This is a genomic window from Geodermatophilus sp. CPCC 206100 (assembly GCF_048569675.1).
GTDB lineage: Bacteria > Actinomycetota > Actinomycetes > Mycobacteriales > Geodermatophilaceae > Geodermatophilus.
In genome coordinates this window covers 73,104-93,565 of the sequence record NZ_JAQISV010000029.1, presented here as the reverse complement: position 1 = coordinate 93,565, position 20,462 = coordinate 73,104, and the positions used below count along the sequence as shown (strand labels likewise).

20 protein-coding genes are annotated in these 20,462 nt (G+C 72.9%); 14 read left to right on the top strand and 6 right to left on the bottom strand.

What is annotated here, in order from left to right; translation table 11 throughout:
• From PGN05_RS14915 to PGN05_RS14905, 3 genes are all read left to right on the top strand, one after another.
• On the top strand, positions 1-340 hold a 340-nt coding region (locus PGN05_RS14915; protein WP_419753340.1), incomplete at its 5' end, for a hypothetical protein.
• On the top strand, positions 337-1,386 hold the full coding sequence (locus PGN05_RS14910) for a PD-(D/E)XK nuclease family protein (RefSeq protein ID WP_419753339.1): 1,050 nt from the start codon (positions 337-339) through the stop codon (positions 1,384-1,386). The genes PGN05_RS14915 and PGN05_RS14910, both read left to right, overlap by 4 nt.
• 83 nt (positions 1,387-1,469) lie before the next feature.
• The gene (locus PGN05_RS14905) at positions 1,470-1,742 is read left to right on the top strand and encodes a hypothetical protein (protein WP_419753338.1); all 273 of its coding nucleotides are present in this window, start codon (positions 1,470-1,472) and stop codon (positions 1,740-1,742) included.
• A gap of 64 nt (positions 1,743-1,806) precedes the next feature.
• Here the strand turns inward: PGN05_RS14905 and PGN05_RS14900 are convergent, their stop codons facing one another.
• Positions 1,807-2,331: a hypothetical protein gene (locus PGN05_RS14900; RefSeq protein WP_419753337.1), complete on the bottom strand. Its 525-nt coding sequence runs from the start codon at positions 2,329-2,331 to the stop codon at positions 1,807-1,809.
• 185 nt (positions 2,332-2,516) lie between these two features.
• Between PGN05_RS14900 and PGN05_RS14895 the strand changes: the two genes are divergently transcribed.
• Both PGN05_RS14895 and PGN05_RS14890 read left to right on the top strand, forming a co-directional pair.
• Positions 2,517-2,696: a hypothetical protein gene (locus PGN05_RS14895; RefSeq protein ID WP_419753336.1), complete on the top strand. Its 180-nt coding sequence runs from the start codon at positions 2,517-2,519 to the stop codon at positions 2,694-2,696.
• A gap of 128 nt (positions 2,697-2,824) precedes the next feature.
• Positions 2,825-3,967 carry a PIG-L family deacetylase gene (locus PGN05_RS14890; RefSeq protein WP_419753335.1) on the top strand — a complete coding sequence of 381 codons (1,143 nt, stop codon included), beginning with the start codon at positions 2,825-2,827 and terminating at the stop codon, positions 3,965-3,967.
• On the opposite strand, the gene PGN05_RS14885 is transcribed toward PGN05_RS14890, so the two are convergent.
• Complete coding sequence (locus tag PGN05_RS14885) at positions 3,964-4,917, bottom strand: PLP-dependent cysteine synthase family protein (protein ID WP_419753334.1); 954 nt, start codon at positions 4,915-4,917, stop codon at positions 3,964-3,966. The two genes, PGN05_RS14890 and PGN05_RS14885, sit on opposite strands and share 4 nt — an antisense overlap.
• A 289-nt stretch (positions 4,918-5,206) precedes the next feature.
• On the opposite strand from PGN05_RS14885, the gene PGN05_RS14880 reads away from it, so the two are divergent.
• Entirely contained in the window at positions 5,207-5,692 is a 486-nt protein-coding gene (locus tag PGN05_RS14880) for a cyclic nucleotide-binding domain-containing protein (RefSeq protein WP_419753333.1), read from the top strand.
• Positions 5,693-5,725: 33 nt separating this feature from the next.
• Here PGN05_RS14880 and PGN05_RS14875 read toward each other — a convergent pair whose 3' ends face one another.
• Positions 5,726-6,445, bottom strand: coding sequence for a DUF2652 domain-containing protein (locus PGN05_RS14875; protein WP_419753332.1), 720 nt, complete (start codon positions 6,443-6,445; stop codon positions 5,726-5,728).
• Positions 6,446-6,597: 152 nt separating this feature from the next.
• Here PGN05_RS14875 and PGN05_RS14870 point away from each other — a divergent pair, with 152 nt between their 5' ends.
• The 4 genes from PGN05_RS14870 to PGN05_RS14855 all read left to right on the top strand — a co-directional run bounded on the left by PGN05_RS14870 (position 6,598) and on the right by PGN05_RS14855 (position 12,017).
• Positions 6,598-7,506, top strand: coding sequence for an NAD-dependent epimerase/dehydratase family protein (locus tag PGN05_RS14870; protein ID WP_419753331.1), 909 nt, complete (start codon positions 6,598-6,600; stop codon positions 7,504-7,506).
• Between the two features lie 35 nt (positions 7,507-7,541).
• Positions 7,542-9,116 (top strand): cryptochrome/photolyase family protein, encoded by a 1,575-nt coding sequence (locus PGN05_RS14865; RefSeq protein ID WP_419753330.1) that lies wholly within the window; start codon positions 7,542-7,544, stop codon positions 9,114-9,116.
• 163 nt (positions 9,117-9,279) lie between these two features.
• Positions 9,280-10,695, top strand: coding sequence for a M20/M25/M40 family metallo-hydrolase (locus tag PGN05_RS14860; protein WP_419753329.1), 1,416 nt, complete (start codon positions 9,280-9,282; stop codon positions 10,693-10,695).
• Positions 10,696-10,763: 68 nt separating this feature from the next.
• Positions 10,764-12,017: a hypothetical protein gene (locus tag PGN05_RS14855; RefSeq protein WP_419753328.1), complete on the top strand. Its 1,254-nt coding sequence runs from the start codon at positions 10,764-10,766 to the stop codon at positions 12,015-12,017.
• A gap of 108 nt (positions 12,018-12,125) precedes the next feature.
• Here PGN05_RS14855 and PGN05_RS14850 read toward each other — a convergent pair whose 3' ends face one another.
• Positions 12,126-13,598 (bottom strand): glutamate--cysteine ligase, encoded by a 1,473-nt coding sequence (locus PGN05_RS14850; RefSeq protein ID WP_419753327.1) that lies wholly within the window; start codon positions 13,596-13,598, stop codon positions 12,126-12,128.
• A gap of 109 nt (positions 13,599-13,707) precedes the next feature.
• Here PGN05_RS14850 and PGN05_RS14845 point away from each other — a divergent pair, with 109 nt between their 5' ends.
• The gene (locus PGN05_RS14845) at positions 13,708-14,433 is read left to right on the top strand and encodes an esterase family protein (protein WP_419753326.1); all 726 of its coding nucleotides are present in this window, start codon (positions 13,708-13,710) and stop codon (positions 14,431-14,433) included.
• Between the two features lie 95 nt (positions 14,434-14,528).
• On the opposite strand, the gene PGN05_RS14840 is transcribed toward PGN05_RS14845, so the two are convergent.
• Together PGN05_RS14840 and PGN05_RS14835 are read right to left on the bottom strand one after the other, a co-directional pair.
• Positions 14,529-15,740: an ATP-grasp domain-containing protein gene (locus PGN05_RS14840; RefSeq protein WP_419753325.1), complete on the bottom strand. Its 1,212-nt coding sequence runs from the start codon at positions 15,738-15,740 to the stop codon at positions 14,529-14,531.
• 22 nt (positions 15,741-15,762) lie between these two features.
• Positions 15,763-16,989, bottom strand: a complete 1,227-nt coding sequence (locus PGN05_RS14835) for a hypothetical protein (RefSeq protein ID WP_419753324.1) — start codon at positions 16,987-16,989, stop codon at positions 15,763-15,765.
• A gap of 132 nt (positions 16,990-17,121) precedes the next feature.
• Here PGN05_RS14835 and PGN05_RS14830 point away from each other — a divergent pair, with 132 nt between their 5' ends.
• Genes PGN05_RS14830 through PGN05_RS14820 form a run of 3 tightly spaced genes read left to right on the top strand, consistent with a single transcriptional unit; the run spans position 17,122 to position 20,449 of the window.
• Positions 17,122-18,345 carry an ATP-grasp domain-containing protein gene (locus PGN05_RS14830; protein WP_419753323.1) on the top strand — a complete coding sequence of 408 codons (1,224 nt, stop codon included), beginning with the start codon at positions 17,122-17,124 and terminating at the stop codon, positions 18,343-18,345.
• Positions 18,346-18,356: 11 nt separating this feature from the next.
• Complete coding sequence (locus PGN05_RS14825) at positions 18,357-19,283, top strand: hypothetical protein (RefSeq protein ID WP_419753322.1); 927 nt, start codon at positions 18,357-18,359, stop codon at positions 19,281-19,283.
• The gene (locus PGN05_RS14820; RefSeq protein WP_419753321.1) at positions 19,280-20,449 is read left to right on the top strand and encodes an alpha/beta hydrolase-fold protein; all 1,170 of its coding nucleotides are present in this window, start codon (positions 19,280-19,282) and stop codon (positions 20,447-20,449) included. The genes PGN05_RS14825 and PGN05_RS14820 overlap by 4 nt, the downstream gene beginning before the upstream one ends.
• The last annotated feature ends 13 nt before the right edge of the window (positions 20,450-20,462 follow it).

Genomic DNA, 20,462 nt, shown 5'->3' with positions numbered 1-20,462 from the left:
CGCTCCGCCCGCGCCGACGACGCCCGCCGCGGTGGTCGAGGCCGCCCGGGCCGCCGCCGCGGCCGCCGCGCCGTCGCCCGACAGCCGGGCCGCGCAGGCGAACCCGCTGCTGGAGGCCTCGCCGACGCCGGACGACCCCCGGGAGCGCCGGCTCACCGCGGCGCGCCGCGGCGTGCTGGCCAGCCTGGAGTCCCTGGGCGTGTCCGACGAGCTGATCGGTGAGCGGTTCGGCCGGCCCGTCGAGCACGTGGCCACCAAGCGGCTGACCGCCCTGGTCCGCGAGGTGATCGCCACCCAGCGCGCGGGTCTGGCGGTGGGGCAGCAGGAGTTCTCCGCGTGACCGCGGTCCTGCCCGCCCGTCCCAGCGCCGCGGAGCGGCGGACGGCCCCGAGCCTGGCCGCCGCGGTGCGGGACCTCGACCGCCACCGGGCCCGCTCCCGGCAGCGGATGATCGGCGCCTCCGAGCTCGGCGAGTGCCGGCGCCGGGCGGCCTACCGGGTCGCCCGGCGCCGGCCCACCAACACCCGCACCGGGCTGCAGGCCTTCCTCGGCACCGAGTTGCACCGCGGGGTCCTGCGCACCCTGCGCCGCCAGTACGGCGGGCTGACCGAGGTCGGGCTCCAGGGCGACCAGGTCAAGGGCCGCTGCGACTGGTGGCACGACCCGGTCGTGGAGGACCTCAAGACCACGTCGCGGTTCGGTTTCGAGCGGGTCCTCACCCGCGGGGTGCCCGTCAAGCACTGGTTCCAGGTCGCCGTCTACGCCTGGCTCCTGCGCACCGGGCAGACCCACGACCGCCGGCTGCCGGTCGGTACCGCCCAGGACGTGGAGGGGCTGCGCATCCGCTACCTCTCCCGGGACTCGGGTGAGGACGTCGTCTTCGAGACCGACCACGACCCGGCGCTGGCCGCGGAGGCCGTCCTCTGGCTCACCGACGTCTACGCCACCGTGGAGGACGACGGCGTCGACGCCGTTCCCCGGGACGGGTTCGGGCCCGGCGTGGACACCATGTGCGATTGGTGCCCCTTCCTCGACCTCTGCTGGGGCCCGCCGGTGGACCCGGAGACCGAGGGCGACGTCTCGCGCCAGTCCCGCCTGACGGTCGACCACGAGGACTACGTCGAGGCCGTCCACGACTACGACGCCTGGCGGGCGGCGGAGAACGAGGCCAAGCGCAACAAGGAGTACGCGCGGGAACGGCTGCGGGGGAGGTCCGGGCCGGCGGACGACCTCTACTGCGAGTGGTCCGGCGGCGGCCTGCGCACGCAGGTCGACAAGGACGCCGCGGTCGAGCGGCTGGCCGAGCTGGGTGAGGTGGCGCCGACCCGGCGGATCCGCAGCCCGCAGACCATCCGGGTCACACGGACCAGCACCCGGCCGAACTGAGCGCCCCGTCCGGGCGCCCCGCCCGGACGACGGATCCCCAGGGCCGGTCGCCGGATCGGTCCCCCCACCGAGGAGGCACGCACGTGACCACCATGGCGACGAGCCACCTGGCCGCCGGCGAGTCGGTCCTCACCAGCGACGTCGTCGGCACGGACTTCGGGCTGCCCCTGGTCCGGCCGACCAGGTCGGGGCGCGGCAGCTGGGTCCGGGTGGTGCGCGCGCGCTGCCGGACCTCCGGGGGAGTGGTCGTGTGGTTCACCGACGGCACCAAGACCCCGCCGCTGCACGGCCGCACGAGCTGGATCCTGGCCGAGCCCGGCACGGGCGCGCCCGCGCCCGCCCACGGCGCGGCATGACGCTGATTCCCGGGGCGGCGCGGCAGGACCGGTCGGCGCGGCGGCTCTCGACGCCCGCAGGCACCTACTGCCGGTGCTCGGCGGCGGTCTGGAGTCCCTCCACCACCGCCTGGGCCTCCATGTCCAGCCCGTCGAGGGTCTCCTCGACCAGCTCCAGCCGCTCCGACCAGGCGCGCACCTGGTCCGGGTCGGCCAGGTCCGACGGCTCGAGGGCCAGCAGCCCCCGGATCGAGACGTCGGTCGCCTGCAGCACACCGGAGTCGTCGTCCGGGGACCGCGCCCGTGCCGCCCAGAAGACCTCCGCCCACAGGGTGGCGATGCCGTGGCTGCCGGCCGTCGGCACCTGCACCGGGAACGCCCGCCGCCGAGCCCGGGCGACCGCCGTGAGGCGCAGTGTCAGCAGCTGACGCACCCGCCGCAGGAACTCCGGTGCCAGGGCCACCCGCGCCCGCGCCGACGGGGCGGCGATCAGCTGTTCGCACGCGGCGGCGACCCGCTGACCGGACCGCTGCGTGTGTTCCCACAGCTCGTGGCCGGTCAGCTCTCCCAGAGCGCTGGGCGCATCCTCTGCGTCGAACCCGTCGCTCATGCTCCCGAACGCTAGAGCCATCTGCCGACAGGTCCGGGCCGCCTCGCGGGGGAGACCGGGATCGGGGTCGTGCCCGCCTCGAGAGCGGTCGCCCCTGCGCCTTGCCAAGGCGGAGGTGGGCGGTCGACAGTCGGCTGACGCGACACCACGTCGACGTCTCGCCCTGACGGCAGTTCGGAGGACCGATGACCGACTACACCGCCACCGCGGTCAGCGAGGGCGACCACTGGGTGATCGACGTGCCGGGTGTCGGTACCACTCAGGCTGACGGTGTCGAGGACATCGAGGAGATGACACTCGATCTCGTCATCGCCATGACCCACGCCGCCCGCGAGGACGTGCACATCGATCTGCGCATCGTCTGACCGCCGACGCCACGCGCTCGCTCGTCGGCTCAGCGGGACGGTACGGTGCGCCCTCGACCGGCTGGCCGCTGCACAGTCCACCTCGAACTGTCCGCGGCACACTCGACGGTGATCGGTTGGCGCGCGACATGTCTGTGGATCCCCCCGGTCGGAGACCTCCGCGGCTGCTGGGCATCTTCGCCCATCCGGACGACGAGACCATCTGTGCCGGCGGCACCTTCGCCAAGTACGCCGGCTCGGGCGCCGAGGTCAGTGTGGTCGCGCTCACCAGGGGCGGAGCCGGCCAGATCAGGGACGCCGCCGTCGCGACCCGGGCCACCTTGAGGGCAGTCCGGGAGCGGGAACTCGACGCGGCCGGCAAGGAGCTGGGGCTCACCCGGACGAGATGTCTCGACCACCCGGACGGCGGCCTCGCCGAGGTCGACGGTGAGACCCTGCTCGAGCAGGTGTCGGAGCTGATCGCCGAGTTCGATCCCGACGTGGTGATCACGTTCGGCCCGGACGGGTTCTCCGGTCACCCCGACCACGTGGCCGTGGGAGCAGCGGTCACCGCGGCCTGCTACCGGCTGCGATCGGTCACCTCGCCCCGGCTCTTCCACTGTCACCTACCGCGGAGCAGGATGCTGCTGCGCGACCGCCTGGCCGCGTGGGTCGTCGAGCTGACGACCCGCTTCAAGGGCACCAGGGACTTCGTCCGCGCCCTGTCGGTCTTCTCGCGCGAGACGACCGCGCTGGGTCTCGCCGCCGACTTCGTCAGCGTCGAGTGGTTCCCGTCCGGTACCTACCTCATCGAACAGGGTGAGGAGGCCACGACGATGCACTTCCTCCTGTCCGGTTCCGTGGAGATCCGGCGAGAGGGTGCGGACGGTCGCGTGCGCGTGGTCGACCGGTCGGGCCCGGGGGAGTTCATCGGGGAACAGGGCATCGCCACCGGCCGGCCGCGCAACGCGCACGTGGTGGCGTTGGACGACGTCACGAGCCTCACGTTCCTGGCTTCCGAGTCCTCCGTCGACCGACGTCGGGACCAGACCCTCCCGCTGCCGACGAGGTCGCTCCCGTCAGGGGACCAGATCGACGCCAGGGTGAGCACGTGCATCGACGTCTCGGACTTCGTCGGCCACAAGATCCGGGCGACGGCCGCACACCGCTCCCAGTACCCGATCGACCCGGCGATGTTCCCCGACTCGATCCTCCGGGAGATGTTCGGCGTCGAGTACTTCATCCAGGTCCTGCCGGAGCGGGAGCTGGACACGTCACTCCTCGACGACTAGAGCTCCGCCGCGACGTCGTCGAACAACGCAGTCGAGAAGTACCGCTCCATGCGGTCGGGCAGGACCGTGCCCACGTGGTGCCCGGGGCCGAGACGGGCGGCGAGCCGCCGCGCCGCGGCGATGTTGAGCCCGCTCGACGGGCCGATGCCCAGGCCACGGCGACCGAACTCGCGTGCCGTGGTCAGGGCCTCCGGCTCCGGGACCGGCACGGCCGCGTCGAGTCCGACGGCGGCAGGGTCGAGCAGGCGGCTCATGCCCTCGACGATGCCCGGTATCCCGCCGACGACCCCGGGGTGTCCATCCGCGGTCGACGTCGCCGTCGGCACGGCCTGAGCGACGACCGTGTCGTAGCCGTGGTCCCGCAGCGCGTGGGCCACGCCCATCAGCGTGCCTCCGGTGCCGACACCGGCGACGAAGCCGTGGAGCCGGACGCCGACCTGCTGGATGAGCTCGGGACCGGTCGAGTGCCGGTGCGCGAACACGTTCCGCGGGTTCTCGAACTGTCGGGCGGCGTACAGGTCCGCCTCCGTGCCGCAGTCGCGGAGCATGGCAGCGACCGCTCCGTCCATGCCCTGCTCGGCAGGGGTGAGGACGACGTCGCCACCGAGCCGGCGGATCATCAGGACCCGCTCACCACTGACCGTCTTGGGCATGTACGCCCGGAACGGCACACCGACGGTGGCGCAGACCATGCTCAACGCGATCGAGGTGGATCCACTCGACGCCTCGGCGACGACGGTGGAGGGGGACACCTCTCCCGTTGCGATCGCATGCGCGACGATGCTCGTCGCCATCCGGTCCTTGGTGCAGCCGCTCGGCAGCAGGTAGTCGAGCTTCAGCCAGAGCGTGCACCCGGTGGCGTCGTCCTGGAACGGGATGGTCGGGGTCTCGAGCGGGAGCCGCAGCAGCCACGACGCACGCTCGACGAACGTCGATCGGACCTGCCCCACCACCGCCCCCTCCGGCTTGCGGTCGACCCTGGTCCTCAGCGGGACGGGGACGGCTCGGGGCGAGCATCCGTGGCGGCTTCCCGCTCTGGCAAGGGACTCCGACGTCGCCACCACGTCGGTTCCTGAGCCAGGAGGGCACGGGTTCCGGGTCGCCGGCCGGGACGCGCACCGGCCAACCCCCGGGCGATCCGGGTTAGCGTGTCGTCCAGCGAGGCTGCCCGACGTCCGAGGACGCCCCGCCCGACGCCATCGACACCCACGGAGAACGCGCTTGGACGCGGAGCGACCAGTGGAGATCCGGGCCTACTGCCCGTTCCGACTCGTCGTCGACGAGGACCTGGACCAGCTCGACCGGGAGACCGGGATGAGCGTGGCTGCGGCCGGCGTGACGCTCTTCGAGGAGGGCGATCCGGCCGACGGCGTCGCGGCCATCCTGGAGGGGACCGTCGAGGTCAGCAAGGACGGCCGGGTTCTCGGCGAGCTGGGCCCGGGGTCGGTTCTCGGTGAGCTCTCGGTGTTCGTGCCATCCGCCTCTCGCACTGCCACGGCGAGAGCGAACACCCCGGTGCGGATGGTCAAGTGGCGTGCGGCGGACGTCCAGACCCGCCTCGCGCGCCACGAACGCCTCGCGACGGCGATCGTCGCCGACATGGCCTCCGTGCTCGCGGAACGGCTCGACCGGCGCACGCAGGACGTCGTCTCGCTGCTCAGAGCCGCCGGGACGCGGCTGCCGGTGTCAGAACTCGAGCGTTTCCGCAGCCGGGTCGTGCAGTAGCTGCCCACCGTCCTCGCACGGACCGCCGAGGCGTCAGCCGGCTGCAGCGAGCGAGCGTGAGCGTCGGCGGGGGAGGACGTGCGGGAGGCCCCGGCCGACCATGTCGAGGGTCGCGCCGATGCGCACGAGCCACGAGGGATCCGGCAGCGGCGCGAGCGGATCGGCCATGTCCTCGACGTCGACGTAGAAGGTCTGCACCCGTCCGATCCCCTCGAGGTCCTGCGTGATCTCCTGGATCGCCAGCTCGGCGGAGGTGGTGCCCCCGTTGCGGAAGAGCTCGTCGGAGACGAGGAGGTACTCCGGCACCTCGACGGGGTTCTTGAGCAGGCGGTGGACGTAGATCACGTCCAGGCCGACGAGCTTCTTCCGGCGCCTGATCGTCTGGGTGGCGACGTCCCCGACGTGCGCGACGAACTTCAACGTCAGGCCGCTGGTCTGCGTGCAGCTCCCGCAGGGACACATGTTGAGCTCGATGAGCCGGCGCTGGTCGTGGAACGCACGGTGCATGGCGACGGCTGCACGGGTGACGGCGGACAGTGTCGCGGCTCCGTCCAGCCCGTCGGCGTCGCGTGAGAGGAAGGCCGCGTCGCCCTCGATCTCGATGAGCTCGAAGTCCCGTGCCGCGTCGACGATCTTGTCGAGCAGGCGTTTCGTGGCGGCCTCCGCGTGGCCGAGCATGCTGCGGTGGAACTGCATGTACGTCGTGTAGCCGCCGATGTCGGCGATCAGGAGCAACGCACGCCGGGTCGCCATGCCGGACCCTAGCGCCGCGCGGCGCGCCATGGCAGCCGTTCGCCGCAGCGCCGGCAGCCCGGTGACTGCCAGGCGGTCGAGGGGCGTCCCGACGCTGCGACGACCTGCCGGGTGGCGGGCGCCGTCGACTGGTCGCTGGCAGGGTGGACGACATGGCCTCTTCCTCTCCCGTCGTCGTGCTGACCGGTGCGAACGGACTGGTGGGCACCGCGGTCTGCCGGGCACTCGTCGAGCGGTCGGCGCAGGTGCGCGCCGTCGTCCGCCGCGCCGGGAGCGCGCCGGCACTCGACGGGGTGACCGAGCACGTCGGCGACTTCGCCGACGAGTCCTTCGCCCGCGCGGTGACCCAGGGCGCCGACGCGGTCGTCACGACGGTCCACCCGATGGGCTCGTCCCGGGAGGTGCAGCACCGGGTGGGCGCCGAGGGCACGCCGGTCCTCGCCCGGGCGGCCCGGGACGCCGGCGTCGCCCGGCTGGTGCACGTGTCCACAGCCGGGGTCTACGACCGCTCGGCCGGCGTCGGCGACGTGGCCGAGGACGGCGCCCTCCTGCCCGAGGGGAGCGGCGACTACGAGGACACCAAGAACGCCACCGACACCGCGCTGGCGCAGGTCGGCGGGCTCACGACGGTGCTGGTCCGCCCGCCGGCGATCCTGGGCGCCGGGGACACATCGGTGTGGAACACCCTGCGACCGCGGGAGGTCCGCGACGGGAACCGGCCGGTGAACCCGGCGAAGACCTGGCCCTGGGTGCACGTCGACGACCTGGCGGCCCTGATCGCGGACGTCGCCACGGGCGCCGTCACGACCGCCGACGACCCGGAGCGGGGCCCGGTGGCCGGCCGCGCGACCCCGGTCATCGTCGCGGGCGAGCCGGCGACGTGGCGGGACTACCTCGGCACGGTGACCGACGCGCTGGGCGTCTCGCCCGAGTGGACCGACGAGCCGGTCTGGACCGGCCGGCTGCGCACCGACCGGGCGCGCCGGTGGGGCTGGGAGCCGCGGGTGAGCCTCGCGCGAGCCCTGGCCGAGCTGCGGCAGGGCCTGACGACGCGCGCGTGACCGCTCCGCGGTGTTCTGGAGGGAAGGGGAGGCTCGTGGCGGCCATCGTCGACGGTGCGGTGGAGGGGGAGGGCCGTCGGCCGGATCCCGCCCTGGCCGACTTCCCGGACACGGCGCCCGGGAGCCGGCGCTGGTGCTTCGCCGACCAGCTCGGTCCGCACTTCCTCGACGCGGCACAGCAGCGGGGGTTGCTGATCGAGTCGCGGGCGGTGTTCGCCCGCCGGCGGTTCCACCGCCAGAAGGCGCACCTGGTGCTCTCGGCGCTGCGGCACCGCGCCGCCGAGCTGGGGGACCGCGCCGAGTTCCACCAGGTGGGCACCTATGCCGAGGCGCTCGACCGGGTCCGGGAGCCGCTGAGCGTCTGCGCCCCGACGTCGTGGCGCAGTCGCGACTTCGTCCTCAGCCGCCCCGACGTGCAGGTGCTCGCCGCTCGCGGCTTCGTCAGCTCCCGGGCCGACTTCGTGGCCTGGGCCGCCGGACGGGGTCAGCAGCGGCTGCTCATGGAGGACTTCTACCGCGACGCCCGCCGGCGTCACGACGTCCTCATGGACGGCGCTCGACCGGTCGGTGGGCGGTGGAACCTCGACGAGGAGAACCGGCAGCCGCCGCCCGCCGACGGCCGCTCGCCGGCGCCCGCGCCGTGGTGGCCGGAGGAGGACGAGATCGACGAGGAGGTCCGCGCCGACCTCGACCGCTGGGAGGCCGCCGGCGACGTGTCCTTCGTCGGGGACGACGGCCCGCGGCTGTTCCCGGCCACCAGGGCCGAGGCGCTGCACCGGCTGCGCGACTTCCTGGACACCCGCCTCGGCGCGTTCGGACCGCACGAGGACGCGATGCTGCGCGACGAGCGGTGGCTGGCCCACTCGCTGCTCTCACCCGCGCTCAACCTCGGGCTGCTCGACCCTCTCGACGTCGTCGTGCGGGCCGAGCAGCGGTACCGCGACTCCGTCGCCGACGGCGACCCCCTGCCGCTCAACAGCGTCGAGGGGTTCGTCCGGCAGGTCATGGGTTGGCGTGACTACACCTGGCACCTGTACTGGCACCTCGGCCGGGACTTCCGGGACCGCAACTTCCTCGCAGCCCGCCGGGCGGTGCCGCACTGGCTGGCCGGACTCGACGACACCGCCGTCGACGCCGCCTGCCTCTCCGACGTGCTGGGCGACCTGCGCCGGGACGGCTGGGTGCACCACATCCCGCGCCTGATGGTGCTCGGCAACTACGCGCTGCAGCGCGGCATCCACCCCTCGGCGATGACCGACTGGTTCCACGAGAGCTTCGTCGACGGCTACGAGTGGGTGATGGTCGCCAACGTGGTCGGGATGAGCCAGCACGCCGACGGCGGTGTGCTCGCGACCAAGCCCTACGCGTCCGGCGGCGCCTACATCGACCGGATGAGCGACTACTGCCGCGGCTGCCGGTACGACCCGCGGAAGCGGCTCGGGGACGACGCCTGCCCCTACACCGCGGGCTACTGGGCCTTCCTCGACCGCACTCGCGACCGGCTCGCGGGCAACCACCGCATGCGCCGGCCGTTGCAGGGCCTCGACCGGCTCGCGGACCTCGAGGCCGTGGTCGAGCAGGAGCGACACCGCGGGACGACGCCACCGTAGTCGGGGGCCGACGGCGCTCGGCAGAGGTTCGATCGGCCGCCGGGGGCGGGGCGGTCCACGCCCACGTCGCAGCAGGGACCGCCGACGTCGACGTGGAGCATCCATCGCCGTGTGCAGTGGACGGCAGCGAGACGTCCTCGGCACCGGGCTACGGTCGGGGGTCGTGACCAGCCCCGAGCGCGAGTTCGTGACCGCGCACCTCGACGACCTGCGCGCCGATCTGGACGCCTGGCTGAGGATCCCGTCGATCTCCGCCGATCCCGCGCACGCCTCCGACGTCGCCCGCAGCGCCGAGTGGCTGGCCGAGGCGCTGCGCAGGGTCGGCTTCCCGACGGTCGAGGTCTGGCCGACGCCCGGCGCGCCCGCGGTCTACGCCGAGTGGCCGTCGGGCGACTCCGAGGCCCCGATCGCGCTCGTGTACGGGCACCACGACGTGCAGCCGGTGGACCCGCTGGAGCTGTGGGTGCACCCGCCGTTCGAGCCGACGGTCGTCGAGGGACCGGACGGCCCCGAGCTGCACGCCCGCGGCGCGATCGACGACAAGGGCAACGTCGCCATGCACCTGCTCGGCATGCGCGCCCACCTCGCCGCGACCGGTCGGGACACCCCGGCCGTGACCGTGAGACTGCTCGTCGAGGGCGAGGAGGAGTCCGGGTCGCCGCACCTCGCCGCACTGCTGACGGAGCGACGGGCCCGGCTGGAGTGCGACGTCGTCGTCGTCAGTGACACCGGCATGGCCGCTCCCGACCTCCCCAGCGCCGTCGTCTCGATGCGCGGGCTGGCCGGTGCGGAGATCACCCTGCGCGGGCCGGGGGTGGACCTGCACTCCGGGTCCTTCGGGGGCGCCGTCGCCAACCCCCTGCACGCCATGGCCGGCCTGCTGGCGAGCCTGCACGACGAGGAGGGCCGGGTCACGCTGCCCGGCTTCTACGACAAGGTGCGCCCCCTCGGCGACCGGGAACGGGAGCTGATGACCCGGCTGCCGTTCGACGAGCAGGCGTGGCTGGCCGGGCCGGCGGCGGGCGCGGCGGCGTACGGAGAGGCCGGGTTCAGCACCCTGGAACGGACCGGCGCCCGGCCCACCGCGGAGGTCAACGGAATGTGGGGCGGCTACCAGGGCCCGGGTCACAAGACGATCATCCCGGCCGAGGCGCACGCGAAGATCAGCTTCCGGCTGGTGGCCGACCAGGAGCCCGCGGACATCGCCGACCAGGTCCGCGCCTGGGTCGACCAGCGGCTGCCGGAGGGGGTCACTGCTGACGTGCGGGTCGGGAAGGCCGGCGTCGCTCCGTGCGCCAGCGACCTCGACTCGCCGGGCATGGCCGCCCTGCGGCGGGCGATCGCGCAGGCCTGGGACGGCGATCCCGACGAGGTGCTGCACCTGCGCGAGGGCGGTAGCGGGCCGGAGGCCGAGCTGGTCGAGCAACTCGGTGCTCCGCTGCTGTTCCTGGGGGCGGGGCTGCCCACCGACCGGATCCACTCGCCCAACGAGCGGGTGCTGCTGCCCATGCTGTACCGCGGGGCCGAGGCGGCTGCGCACCTCTGGCGCGAACTCGCCGGGATCCCCGGCCGGCCATAGGATCCGTCCGCGTCCGCCCAGGTCAGCGCAGCGACGCGGGAGGCCCCGCCACCGTTGGAGGAGCGTCGATGTCCGACCACAAGCACCTCATCGGGCTGCTGCTCGGGACCGAGGAGGACTGGCCCACCGCCCTCGAGGCGATCGTGCGCCGTCTCGGCACCGTGCACGACGGGACCGGCGCCGCACACCAGTACGACGTCGAGCGGATCACGGTCGAGCCGTTCGACCTGTGCGCCAAGCCGCGCTACGACCTGGTCATCGACCGCCTCGCCTACTGGTACTACCACCCTCGTGAGTGGCTGAAGAAGGCCGCGCTCATGGACGACGTCTACCTGCTCAACAGTCCCTTCACCTTCCAGAGCATGGAGAAGCACGCGGCGTACTGCGCCATGCTGCGGCTGGGGCTGCACGTGCCGGACACGGTCCTGGTGCCGTACAAGAACCCACCCGAGCACGCCAAGTACGCCTACACCGCGGAGAAGTACAACCAGCCGTTCGACCTGCAGGCGATCGCCGAGCGCATGGGCTATCCGCTGTTCATGAAGCCCTATGACGGGGGCGCGTGGGTCGGAGTCACCATGATCCGCAACCCCGAGGAGCTGCAGGCGGCCTACGACGCCTCCGGGCAGCGCCTGATGCACCTGCAGAAGGCCGTGGCGGGATACGAGGTCTTCGCGCGGAGCCTGTCCATCGGCGCCGAGACGATGGTCATGAACTTCGACCCCGACCAGCCGATGCACGGCCGGTACTCGGTCAGCCACGACTTCCTGGACGCGGCCACCGGCGACGAGACGGTCACCATCGGCAAGCTGGTCAACGCGTTCTTCCGCTGGGAGTTCAACTCCTGCGAGACGCTGATCAGGGACGGCGTCGTGTACCCGATCGACTACGCCAACGCCTGCCCGGACATCGCGCTGACCAGCCTGCACTACTACTTCCCGTGGGCCATCAAGGCGCTCGTCCGGTGGTCGGTGTTCTGCACGGCCACCGGCCGCCGGCCGCGGCTGGACCTCCAGACCCGGCGGTTCTTCGACATCGCCGACCGGGCCGACCTGAGCTACGGGGAGAAGCTGCAGGCCTACCGCGGGCTGGCCGACGAGTACTTCCAGACGGAGGCCTACTCCGACTTCTGCGCCAGCCGGCTCCCGCACCTCGACGAGGTCGTGCTCGACTGGGTCCGCGGTCCCGACTTCGACCGGCTCCTCGTCGACACGGTGCGGTCCACGTTCCCCCCGCACGAGCACGACCACTTCGTCGCGCACTACCGGGGGCTGCTCGAGATGTGGCAGCGCGACGAGGAGAACCGCCTCAACCGCGTCTAGGCCCCCTGCAGGGGCCCGCCGCGAGCTCGGACGGCCCCGTCCAGGGCACCGCCCTGAGCGTGCGAAGGGCGGGGAGGACGGGGTCCTTCTCGGGGGGCGGGGGGTCCTTCACCAGTCGGCGACGGGTTCGTTGGCGTGCATGTGCTCGCTGTAGCGGCGCAGCATCTCCCGCAGCGCGTCGCGGCGGTCCAGCGGCTGCCGCTGTTCGTCGATCCGGTGGAACGTCTCCGCCTGCCACTCCGCGCCGTTGCGGTAGGCGGTGCAGCGACGCTCGATGGCGCCGAGGAGCCGGTCGCTGACCGCGGTGTCCACGTCCCGCGCGGCCAGGCCCTGCTGGGCCATCGGCAGCAGCCGCCGCAGCACCAGCTCGGTGACCGGCACGGTGCCCAGACCCGGCCAGTACAGCTGGGCGTGGATGCCGTGCCGGGCGCCCTGCGTGAAGTTGTCCTCCGCGGCGGCGAACGACATCTGCGACCACACCGGCCGGTCCTGGGCGGCCAGGGTGTGCAGCAGCCCGTAGTAGAAGGCGCCGTTGGCGAACACGTCGACGATGCTCGGCCCGGCGGGCAGCACCCGGTTCTCGATCCGCAGGTGCGGCCTGCCGTCGTGGATGTCGTACACCGGGCGGTTCCAGCGGTAGATGGTCCCGTTGTGCATCCGCAGCTCGGCCAGCCGGGGGACCTCGCCGCGGTCGAGGGCGGCGGCGGGGTCCTCGTCGTCGCAGACCGGCAGCAGGGCGGGGAAGTAGCGGACGTTCTCCTCGAAGTGGTCGAACACCGAGGTGATGAAGCGCTCGCCGAACCAGACCCGGGGCCGCACGCCCTGTTCCTTGAGCTCCTGCGGCCGGGTGTCGGTGGCCTGCTCGAACAGCGGGATGCGGGTCTCCCGCCACAGCTCCCTGCCGAAGAGGAACGGCGAGTTGGCGCCGAGCGCCACCTGCACGCCGGCGATGCACTGCGCGGCGTTCCAGTGGGCCGCGTAGTCCTGCGGGCTGACCTGCAGGTGGAACTGGGTGCTGGTGCACGCCGCCTCCGGGGCGATCGTGTCGGCGTGCAGGTCCAGCCGTTCGGGGCCGTCGATGGCGATGTGCAGGTCCTCGCCGCGGGCGGCGAAGATCTGCTCGTTGATCAGCGCGTAGCGCGGGTGGGCGGTGATCGCCTCGGCGGTCACGTGCTCGGGGGCGAGGGTCGGCAGCGTGCCGATCATGATGATGTGCGCCCCGATCTCCCGGGCGCGCTCCTCGGCCTGGTTGAGGCTGCTCCGCAGCTCCTCCTCGAGCTCCGCGGCGGCGGTGCCGGCCAGCGACGTCGGCCGCACGTTCATCTCGATGTTGAACTGGCCCATCTCGGCCTGGAAGACCCCGTCGGCGATCGCGGCGAGGACCTCCTCGTTGCGCATCGCCGGGTCCTGGTCGGCGTCGACCAGGTTGAACTCGATCTCCGTGCCCGTCAGCGGGCGCTCGAAGTCGAACTTCGACTCGTTGAGCATGCGGCCGAACACGTCCAGGCAGCGCCGCAGCTTCTCCCGGTAGCGGAGCCGGTCCGTGCGCGAGAACGTCCGGGCCTCGACCTCTTCGCCCACGCCGGTCGCCTCCCGTCGTCCATCGTGTCCGGTCAGGTTGGCACGGAACCGGCTGGTCGGCAGCCCGATCGCGCTGCCACGTCGCGGTCGCCGTGTCAGGGTGGACGACGTGAAGGTGACCGACAGCTGGTACTCCGAGCGCCTGGAGCAGCCGATCGGTCTGGGCCGGTGGGGGCACTTCGGCACCCCGGTCCTGGTCTTCCCCACGGCGGGCGGGGACGCCGAGGAGATCGAGCGCAACGGGGTGATCGGCGCCCTGTGGCCGATGATCGAGGCCGGCCGGATCAAGGTCTACTCGTGCGACAGCGTCGCCGGCCGGGCGATGGTGGCCGAGACCGGCTCGCTCGACCACCGGATGTGGCTGTTCAACCAGTTCCACCACTGCGTCCGGCACGAGGTCGTCCCGGCGATCCGGAACGACCTCGGTGGCGCCGAGACGCCGATCGTGGCGGCAGGCGCCTCCATCGGGGCGTTCAACGCCCTCGCCGTGCTCTGCCGGTTCCCCGACGTGTTCCGCGCCGCCGTGGGCATGAGCGGCACCTACCGGATCCAGCGCTTCCTCGACCACCGGTTCTCGCAGGACCTGTTCTTCGCCTCGCCGCTGGACTTCCTCCCCGGGCTCGAGGGCCGGCAGCTCGACCTGCTGCGCAGCCGGTTCGCCATCATCGCCACCGGCCAGGGGGCATGGGAGGACGTGGACTCCTCCTGGGACGCCGGCAACGCGCTCGGCCGCAAGGGCGTGCCGAACCGGGTCGACGTCTGGAGCGAGGAGTGGCCGCACGACTGGGAGACGTGGCGGCGGATGCTGCCGCAGTACCTCGACGAGCTCTGCTGAAGGCCCCCTGCAGGGAGAAACACCCCGTCCTCCTCATCCCTCGCACGCTCCGGACGAGCCTCGGGACGGGGCCGGTGGGGGGCAGGGTGGTCCGCTCAGGACGCGAACAGCTGGAAGTCGGCGGCGAACGCCTCGGTCATCTCGATGACCTGCTGCAGCTCGGGATGCCGGACGACGACCATGCCGTCGCCGGTGACCGTCGAGCGCCAGTCGCGACGCGGCGCCCCGACCGGCAGCAGGTCGAGCAGCGCGACGTGCTCGCCGTATCGGCCCAGCAGCGCGTCGAGCCCCTCCGAGTGGGTGATCCGGCCCTCGCCGCGGGCGCGCTTGAAGACCGCCCCCGCGTTGTACCGGCGCTCCAGCGGCGGCATGGACCCGTGGACGACGGCCTGCGCCCAGCCGGCGTAGGTGTCGCCGTCCGTGGCGAGGTTCATCAGGTCCACGACGCGGGCCCCGGGCGGGCGGGCGCCGATCTCGCCGAACACGGCCTCGCCGTTCTCCTTGAGGTACCACTCCATGTGCGTGAACCCGGTGCGGAAGCCGAGCGCGGCCAGCACGGCCCGGCCCATCTGCCGCCCGCCCGCCAGCTGCGGCACCGACAGGTCGCGCAGTGAGATCGACACCGGGCTGACCCACTCGTGCATGCGCATCTGCAGCGGCCGGGGCCGGTACCAGAGCACGTGCTCGAAGAGGATCTGACCGTCGGCGCAGATGGTGTCGAAGGTGAACTCCTCCCCGTCGACGAACTCCTCGACGCTGACCTCGGGCACGTGCCGGAGCAGGGGCAGCGCGGCGGCGAGCTCCTCGGCGGTGTCGACCCGGTAGGTGTCCGCCGACCCCGCGCCGGCGATGGGCTTGACGATGAGGGGGTAGCCGACCTTCTCGGCGGCTGCCCACACCTCGGCGACCGACCGCGCGCTGACGTGCCACGGGGTGCGGATCCCGGCGGCGTCGAGCGCGCGCTTCATCGTCTCCTTGTCGCGGAACGGCACGGTCTGCTCGACGGAGAGCCCCGGCAGGCCGAAGGTCTCCCGGATCCGGGCGGCCAGGAGCATGTACGGCTCCCAGAGGCACTCCACCCGGTCGATCGACACGTGCTGCGACAGCCCGCGCAGCGCCCCGAGGACCGCGCCCTCGTCGGCGAGGTCCACCTGCTCGTAGTGGGCGAGCGACGAGCGGGCGGCCTCGGGCAGCGAGTGCGGCGGCTGGTCACCGACCCCGATGACCCGGGCACCCACCCCGGCCAGCGCCCGGGTGAAGTAGGCCATCTCGGCCGGGTAGCCGGGGGAGAGCAGAACGACGTCCATCGAGCCTCCGGTTGAGGGACGGTCAGGCCTCGGCGAGCTCGATGCGGACGCCGTCGACGATCTGGCGCAGCGCATCCTCGACCACCGCGGTGTCGGGGTCGCGGACCATCACGTACCCCTCGCCGAGGTAGTCGCTGCTCGCGGGCTGGCCCGGCTGCGGCAGGCGGGCCTCCACCACGAGGTGCCCGATCTGCTGCTGGACGGCGTCGATGCCGTGGACGGCGCGGACCCGGCCGTGGCCCATGCCGCGCAGGTAGGCCGTTCCGGAGGCGAACCGGCGCTCGGGCACGTCGAACCGGCCGAGGATCGCCAGCTCGGCCCAGGCCCGGTAGAGGTCGAAGTCGTGCGCGTGGCCGTGCATCGAGGTCAGCTGGGCACCCGGCGGCCGGGCGGCCACCTCGGAGACGGCGACCGAGCCGTCGGGCCGGGCGAACCACTCCATGTGGGTCAACGCGTCGGTCACGCCCAGGGCCTCGAGCGCCGCCGGCCCCCACCGGTGGATGCCCTCGTACCGCGGGCCGCGGACGTCGCGCGGCAGCACCACCGTCCACTGGATCCACGGGTTGCGCAGCACGTCCAGCGGCGGCGGACGGTAGTCCGCGATGGACGACCACACGGTCGTCCCGCCGATCGTCACGCTGTCGAAGGTGTGCTCGTCGCCGGTGAGGAACTCCTCGAGCAGGGCGGGGGAGTCCTCGCCCAGCGGCACGGCCGCCAACCAGCCCCGGAGCATGTCGCCGTCGTCCAGCCGGAACGTCGACTGCGCGCCCGCACCCGCCGGCGGCTTGGCGACCAGCGGGAACCCGACCTCGTCGGCGAAGGCCGTGGCCTCCCCGGCGCGGTGCACGAGGGCGTGCCGGGCGCACGGGATCCCGGCGGCCCGCAGCGCCTCCTTCATCTGCGACTTGTCGCGCACGTTGACCGCGGTCCGCACGTCCATGCCCTCGATGCCGAGCGACTCGCGGACCTGCGCGAGGGGTACCTGCAGCTGCTCCAGGGCGCCGACCAGCCGCTCCACCCGGCCCAGCTGCCCCGCCAGGCCGGACACCGCCCAGGCCAGCTGCCGCGGGTCGAGCGCGTCGTCGACGCGCCAGTGGCCGGCCAGCCGATCGCGCAGGTGCGGGGGGATCCGCTCCACGGGCTCGCAGGTGACCAGGCCGATGCGGACACCCGGCAGCTCCGCGGCGACGGAGACGAATCGTGCCGTGGCCGCCAGCAGGTACGGCGCGACGAAGGCGGCGACGACCATGCGCGGACGCTACCGGGAGGCCCCGTCCAGGGCACCGCCGCGAGCGGGTGACGTACGGGAACGGCCGCCCTCAGGGACCCGCACCGAGCCTGCGAGGAGCGGGGGGAAGGGCGGTCCTTCTAGGCTCCCGGCATGAACGTCGTCTTCGTCGACCCGGCGTTCCCCCCGACGCAGCGCCACTTCGTGCGCGCCCTGGCCGACGTGGGGGCATCGGTCTACGGCGTCGGCGACCGCCCGGGGGAGTGGCTGGACGACGAGCTGCGGTCGTGGATGGTGCACTACCACCACGTCCCGAGCGTCACCGACATCGGCGCGCTGACCGACGCCGTCCGGTGGATCCAGGACCAGGTCTGGGTGGACCGTCTCGAGGCCACGATCGAGTCCCACACGTTGGCCGCCGCACAGGTCCGGGAGAACTGCTCGATCCCCGGGACGTCGGTGCGGACGGCGTGGCTGTGCCGGGACAAGCCGTCGATGAAGGAGGTGCTCCGGGCCGCCGGCGTGCCGACGGCGGCGTCGACCGCGGCGTCCACCGCCGAGGAGGTCCGGTCCTTCGCGCGGGAGGTGGGCTACCCGCTCATCCTCAAGCCGCGGAGCGGCGCCGGCGCGCTGGACACCACGCGGGTCGACGGCGACACCGAGCTGGACGCGGCGCTGGGCCTGTTCGGCGCCCAGCAGGTCGACTCCATCGCCGTCGAGGAGTTCGTCGAGGGGCACGAGGGCTTCTACGACACCCTCTCCGTCGACGGCGTCCCGGCGGTGGACTTCGTGTCCCACTACTTCCCGAACGTGCTCGAGGCGATGCGCACCCGCTGGATCTCGCCGCAGTTCGTGGCGACCAACCGGATCGACTCGGTGGCCGACTACCAGGAGCTGCGCGACCTGGGGCGGCGAGTCAACGAGGCGCTCGGGATCGGCACCAGCGCCACGCACATGGAGTGGTTCTTCGGGCCCAAGGGGCTGAAGTTCAGCGAGATCGGCTGCCGGCCGCCCGGCGTCGGCGCCTGGGACCTCTACTCGGCCGCCAACGACCTCGACGTCTACCGCCAGTGGGCCGACTCCATCGTGCACGGGCAGGTCTGGGGGCAGCCGTCCCGGCAGTACTCGGCCGGCATCGTGGCCCTGCGCCCGGAGCGGGACGGCACCATCTCCGGCTACTCGGGCGTCGAGGAGATCCAGGGCCGCCACGGGCAGTGGGTGCTGGACGCGCACCTCCCGCCGCCCGGGACGCCGACCCAGCCGGAGACCGCCGGGTACATGGCCAACGCCTACGTCCGCATGCGGCACCCCGACTTCGACGCGCTGCGCGGGATGCTCGACGACGTCGGGCGCACCGTGCACGTCCACGCGAACTGAGGCCCCCCGCGGTGACCCCGTCGATCACGCTGCTCGGGCCCCAGCGGCGGCCGACCCTGGACCGGGTCCTCTCCTCCCTGGGCGTCGACGGGCCGGTGGCCGTCGTCAACGCCGGCTGGCAGGAGCGGGAGTCCGACGACGCCGAGATCCTCGCCCTGGCCGGCGGGCAGGCGGTGAACCTGCGGTTGTTCGCCCGCTGGATGGACGTGCTGCGGGCCGATCCCGAGTACGCCGCGGCCGAGCGCGAGCACCGGCTGGTGCTCGACGAGCTCCGGCAGCTCTACCTGATCCGGCTGGACCACGCGCTGCAGGCGGAGTCCGCGGTGACCGCGCGCACCGATGGGCATCCGCACACGCTGGCCATGGCCTCCGCCGATGCGCTCGAGGCGGTGCGACTGCTCGACGCGACGCACCTGGCCAGGGTCGCTGAGCTGCACGACGCCTTCTACGGGACCTGGCGCCTGGAGGAGCGGGGCGCGATCGCCCGGCATCGCGAGGAGGTCCGCGGGCTCCTCGCGACCGCGGAGTGCCTCGTCGTCGCGGGCGGGCACGTCGGCGACCTGATCAGGGTCCTGCACCTGTTCCACGTGTCGCCGCACGTGCCCCCGCGGGTGGTGGCGTGGTCGGGCGGGGCGATGGCGCTGACCCCGCGGGTGGTGCTCTTCCACGACCGGGCGGCGCAGGGCGCCTCGCTGACCGAGGTCTTCGACGCGGGGATCGGTGTGGTCCCCGGCCTGGTCCTGCTGCCGCATGCGCGGCGGCGGCTGCTGACCGATGACGTCCTCCGCATGTCGGGGCTGGCCCGCCGGTTCGCGCCCGATGCCTGCCTGGTCCTGGACGACGGTGTCCGGGTGGATCTCGGTCCCGACGGCGCCGTGCCACCCGAAGCGCGAGTGGTCGGTGCCAACGGGCTGATCACCGGGGGGACAGCGGCATGACCACGGCCCAGCCGCGCACCGGTACCGGGGAGCTCGCCATCAACCGGCTCACGTCGGCCACACCCCTCGACGCCGAGGCGGTCGACCGGTTCCTCGGGCGGCACGAGGTCCCGGTGGTCGAGGGCGACCGGTGCACCTTCCTGTGGCGCGGGGAGGCGGACGAGGCGTGGGTGTGCCAGCGGATCGTCGGGCTGCCCGACCGGATCCCGCTGCGCCGCCTGGACGGCACCGACCTGTGGCAGCTGGTGCTCGAGCTGCCGCGGGGCTCGCGGGTCGAGTACCAGATCGAGATCCGGCGCGGCGACTCCTACGAGCGCTTCAACGACCCGCTGAACGAGAAGCGGTCGCACAGCCCCATGGGCTCGTCGTCGGTCTGCTTCGCGGAGGGCTACGAGACGCCGGACTGGGTGCTCCCCGACCCGGAGGCACGGCCGGGCGAGCTGAAGGACCTCGTGCTGCGCAGCCGCGCGCTGGGCCGCGACGCGCACGTCACGCTCTACCTGCCGGCCCGGTTCCGGCCGACGGCCTCCTACCCGCTGCTGGTCGTGCACGACGGCGGGGACTTCCTGCAGTACGCCTCGATGAAGACCGTCCTGGACAACCTGATCCACCGTCTCGACGTCGAGGAGACCGTGGTCGCCTTCACCCACCCCGGCGACCGCCTGGACGAGTACGCCAACTCCGCGGCGCACTCCCGGTTCCTGACGCAGGAGCTCGTCCCGGAACTGGAGTCCTCGCTCCCACTCGTCGGCCAGCGGGCCGGGCGGTGCCTGCTGGGCTCGTCGTTCGGTGGGGTCGCGACGCTGGCGGCGGCGTACCGCTCGCCCGACACGTACGGGTCACTGGTGCTGATGTCCGGGTCGTTCGTGTTCACCGACATCGGCAGCGACCACGGTGGCGGGCCGGTCTTCGACCCGGTCGTGGAGTTCGTGAACAGGTTCCGGGCGAAGCCGCGGTCCGTCGCCGACCGGGTCTTCATGTCCTGCGGCGTGTACGAGGAACTGATCGTGCCGAACCGGTCGATGGTGCACGTGTTCGAGAACGCCGGCATGCAGGTCCGCTACACGGAGGCCCGGGACGGCCACTCGTGGGAGAACTGGCGGGACCGGCTGCGCGACGCGCTGTCCTGGGTGTACCCGGGGCCCCAGAAGCTCTACTACGAGTGAGCCCGTGCCGCGG